The 4,734-nt window shown below is 28.6% G+C and carries 4 protein-coding genes; all 4 read left to right on the forward strand.

Annotated features, from left to right (window positions below; genetic code table 11):
• The first annotated feature begins 123 nt into the window (after positions 1–123).
• The 4 genes from FGM02_RS17675 (at position 124) to FGM02_RS17690 (ending at position 4,223) form a co-directional block, all read left to right on the forward strand.
• Positions 124–759, forward strand: coding sequence for a hypothetical protein (locus tag FGM02_RS17675; RefSeq protein ID WP_139959922.1), 636 nt, complete (start codon positions 124–126; stop codon positions 757–759).
• Positions 760–782: 23 nt separating this feature from the next.
• On the forward strand, positions 783–1,376 hold the full coding sequence (locus tag FGM02_RS17680; protein WP_139959924.1) for an acyl carrier protein: 594 nt from the start codon (positions 783–785) through the stop codon (positions 1,374–1,376).
• Positions 1,377–1,615: 239 nt separating this feature from the next.
• Positions 1,616–2,362, forward strand: a complete 747-nt coding sequence (locus FGM02_RS17685; protein WP_139959926.1) for a receptor L domain-containing protein — start codon at positions 1,616–1,618, stop codon at positions 2,360–2,362.
• A 238-nt stretch (positions 2,363–2,600) separates the two neighbouring features.
• A complete protein-coding gene (locus FGM02_RS17690; RefSeq protein ID WP_139959928.1) occupies positions 2,601–4,223 on the forward strand; it encodes a hypothetical protein in 1,623 nt (540 codons plus the stop codon).
• Positions 4,224–4,734 lie beyond the last annotated feature (511 nt).

Raw genomic sequence — 4,734 nt, forward strand, 5'->3', positions numbered from 1 at the left:
TAATATTTAAACAATCAGTAGTTCTAATTCTTTTTTTGCCTTCTAAACGGCTAAAAAAAAGTATTCGAACGATACTAATTATATCAAAAAAAGGTCATCCTATACAAGGATAATACAAGAAAAATGAAAACAATAATATATTTTATGATTCTTATAATTACTTTGAGTAGTTGTGAGAAAAAAGGAAAAAGTATTTTTCATTATCCTACTATTCAAGAATTCAAAAATCTTAAAAACAAAGATACTTTATCATTAAATCAATTTGAGAATTTCAAAAGCATTATCGATACCCTTTGGTATTTCAAAAAACATTTAAAAGAAAAAAATCCCGTATTTATTATTGAGAATAATGATAATTGTTTTTATCTAAAAACCGTTGATCTTAATTCCAATTGCTTTGGTGCAGGATTGATAAAATTCAAAAACCTGATTGGAATTTCAAAAGATTCTCTTATCAAACAAAATAAATATTACACAATAGATAGTTTAAGTAAAATTTTAAAAACTGATTTATCAAATAATGGAATAGATAATAATTTTGCTGATTCACCAAAAAAATTAATAATTCGTTTTTCACAACCGTATAGAGAATCTATAAAAGATTTAGAATCAAATCTACTATTACTATTCAAAACATATAACCGAATAAATAAAGAGTACGGAGATACACTGGAATTAAATATTGATTTTGAAGAATTATCAATAATGAAACCACCTCCCCCTCCACCAATCGGTTTTGATTATGAAAATATAGAATAAAGCATATTATTAAAAAAACAAAAATGGGATTAGATTCGGTTGAACTTGCTATGTCACTAGAAAAAGTATTTAATATTCAAATACCAGGGCCAGAATGGGGAAAAATCTCTACTATAGAAGAAATATCAGAGGCGTTTTATGCAAAAATGATTCTTGAACCAAGCGATAAAAATATCTCTCTTTCTATTTTCAATAAAGTAAAAAACATAATTAAATATTTAGAGATAAATCAGATAACTATCACTTCTCAAACTAAAGTCAAAGATATATTTCCAATAGAATCATTACAAAAAAAGTGGAATGAACTTGAAAGTAAATTAGAATTAAAACTACCAAAGCTTGTGGAGATGGACTTCGATTCAAACCTAAAAAGTTATATCATGGTTTTTGGATTTAAGACAATCAAAAGAAAACAGCCTGTTACAAAAGGAACAATGAAACAATTGATTGATTGGATTATATCGTTAAACTATAAAAAAATTATTGATTTAAATAAAGTCACAAGTAAATATGAAATTCAACGTATCGTTATTGGAGTAACAAGTGAAAAAATTGGAATTCCAGTAAACGAGATTGAATTAAGACATTCTATTACAAATGATTTAGGAGTAGATTAAAAAAACGTTTTACAACACCGTATAAAGTTAATGTGGTTTTTTTTGGTTTACTCCAAAGGTTTGTGTCTTTTTACTATGTCACTTCTACTTATTTAAGTATTTTTAGGTCGACGAAGATAAAAACACAAAATAAGTATAAGCTTAGTGTTAGGGCGAAAAGTCCTCGGACATTTTCTCCCACACAAACCTTATACAAAACCGTTGGCAAATATTACTTAATAAAATCGCTAGATAAAGAAATGAAAATTCAACAATTAATATTCATATTTATTTGTTTTTTGTTCTCAAAAACAACTTTTGCGAGTATTGGAATTGCAGATGGCCCAGCTATTGAATATGGTTTAGGTCCGTACGGCTATATATTTATTATAATTATTGCATCCATTATGCTTTTTATTGAGCTTCTAACAATTATTGTTTTGGCTGTAATGAAAAAGAAGAATGTTATTTTTAAAATCCTTAAAATAAATCTGATTATAATACCAATAGTTATATTGACTTTAATTATTGCTCCTAAAATAGAACAGGCACTAAGCGGAGACTATATTGTACACAATCAAGGAGAATTGGAAGAGTTTGGATTGGATAATTTGACAAAAATAAAAGGGCACTTATTAATAGCTGGTGTGAATGACCTTACTTCTTTACATAATATAACAGAAATATCAGGAGATTTGATAATTGGATTTGAAGAGTGGGATATTTACAAAAAGAATCAAGATTTGGTATCTTTAAAAGGATTAGATAATCTTAAAACTATCGGAGGTAAATTAATTATTAGAGATACATCATTAACAAATTTGAATGGACTAGATAATTTAATTACAGTCAAAAACGGAATAGAAATAAAGCATAATAATAAATTATTAAACTATTGCTCAATAAAAAACGTTTTGATTAATACGAAAACAAATATTACAAAGAACCTATTTAACCCCGGAATAGCGGAATTGAACTCAAGTAATAGCTGTAGAAAACGAGAATAAACATTCGCCAACACCGTATAAAGTTAATGTGGGTTTTTATGGTTTACTTCAAAGGTTTGTGTCTTTTTACTATGTCACTTCTACTTATTTAAGTATTTTTAGGTCGATAAAGATAAAAACACAAAATAAGTATAAGCTTAGTGTTAGGGCGAAAAGTCCACGGACATTTTCTCCCACACAAACCTTATACAAAACCGTTGTGCTTCATTATGAGAAACCAAGACCGTACTGCAAACTGATGGAGAATAAGAAAATAAAATATTATGACGAAGTAAGTCCTTTTTATCATTTTTATGATTTTGGATTAACCCCTGATGATATTAAAGTTTCAATAATTGATTCATTTGCTCCATATTTCTCAAATCAAGAAAACTTGAAAAAATATGCAGTTTCGGACTTAACATCCAATTGGTTAGCATACTTGTCGGTTTATAAGGAATATCCAGATTCTTTGAAATTTATAGACAAAATATTAGACATTTTTAATGGAGCCAAAGAAAAGAACGAAAAACTAGCAATTGAATCATATGCACAATGGATGCCTGAAACAACTCAGAGTATTTCAAGGTTTTGGAGTTTACATAATAATCAAATGAAACTTCATAAATTATGCATTGAAGATTTCGTTGAAGAGTCATTGCATATGATAGGTCAAACAATTGAAGGATTGTCAAAATCCTTTTTTAAAATGCTTCTTCAACTCAATAAAATAAAAAGAAATAAGCAATATGATATTGCAGAGATAAAACAGAAAGATTTAGGAGTAGTAATTGATGAATTAATAAACACTACAGAGTTGGCAGAGCTCTTGATTTTACGACCGCATAATATCAGATTAAATCAATGGCGAAATATTGCATATCACCATAACTCACGGATAATAAACAATGAGATAATTTGTTCCTTCAATAAAAGTGGTGATGTTTTTGGATTCAAATTAACCCGACAGGAATTATCTGAAGTATTAAAAAGAATCCTACTGATTTTCAAATTAGTTCGGATTTCTGAGACAATTTTTGGATTTGACAACCTTGAAGATGTGCAATCCGAAGTTAATAAACTTGATAAAACCTTAATTAACGTAAGAGAAGATGGTAAATTATTAGACTTTTATTCTGGTATTGAATCACAAGGCTTTAGAATCGTTGAATTAAAAACATCTGATAGAAAATCAATGCTCATATTAAAAGATTTAGAACCTTATGGCGACTTTATAAAAAGAGCTATTCATTCTTCACAGTTGTTATATAATTTATGGCTATACACAGAATCAGAATATCTACAAGTTGAATATCAATTATTTAATGGAGAGAAATTTTTCACATCTGAAATTGATAATAAAGGTTTTATTGATTCGTCAGAGAAAAGCACTCTTAGTGAAATGCTTAAAAATGTAAAATTAACTCCTCACATTAAAGAATACCAAGATACTAACCCTATTGATACAATAAACTTTCCTAAGGAATTAGAAAAACTGAAAAGTGGCTACCTCTCTCAACAAGGTGAGAGAATTTCAATTAAGGAATTTTCAGAACAGTTTACTCAATCTGTTTTTTGTAATTATCTAGTATTTAAATCAGAAGGATTTGAAGATAATATAATTAAAATCAATGTCGGCTCTGACGGTTCATTAGTAACTGGAGAAAAGGATAATAAACCGATGGTTTTACAAGTTCCAGCTAGAATAATTAATTTGACATTACAAAAATATATCATCAATTTGATTGGAAATACTATTGAACTTTATAATAATGGTAGATTGAAATATGAGATAGTTGAATCTACAAAGCTTAATCATAGGTTTTATCTTAAGAAATCTCAGATTAGAGAAAGACTAATGGAAACAGAGGAAAAAGAATAACGAAAGCACAACAACGTATATAATTTATTGCTACTTCTAGCCTACTTACGAAAATCCTCGCGGATTTTCTATTTGTTTTTATTTGCTAAATTTAGTGCTTAAACCACGCAACAAACCATATACAATCACGTTGGCGTACATAAAGTTGTCTGAATATTTATTACTACCATTTACACATTTTTCCCACGAAACATTTTGGTTCCTTATTAAAAAGCAAGTTTGCGGCTTATTGGAAAATCTGCGTGCAACAATTCTAGTCCCGCTGACACATTTTTTCGCAGAAACTTTCTAACTGTTAATTCATGATTTTTAGCTAGTTTGCGGTTGGGAGGAAAATCTGGACGTAAAAATTCTAGTTCCGCTGACACATCTTTTCGCAGAAACATTCTAAGTGTTAGTTCACGATTTTTAGCAAGTTTGCGTTTGGGAGGAAAATCTATACGCAACAATTCTAGTTCCGCTCACACATCTTTTCGCAGAAACATTTTAGTTTTATTCAACTTTTCTGAGC

Origin of the sequence: Flavicella sediminum, from assembly GCF_006381105.1 — a bacterium.
Classification (GTDB): domain Bacteria; phylum Bacteroidota; class Bacteroidia; order Flavobacteriales; family Flavobacteriaceae; genus Flavicella; species Flavicella sediminum.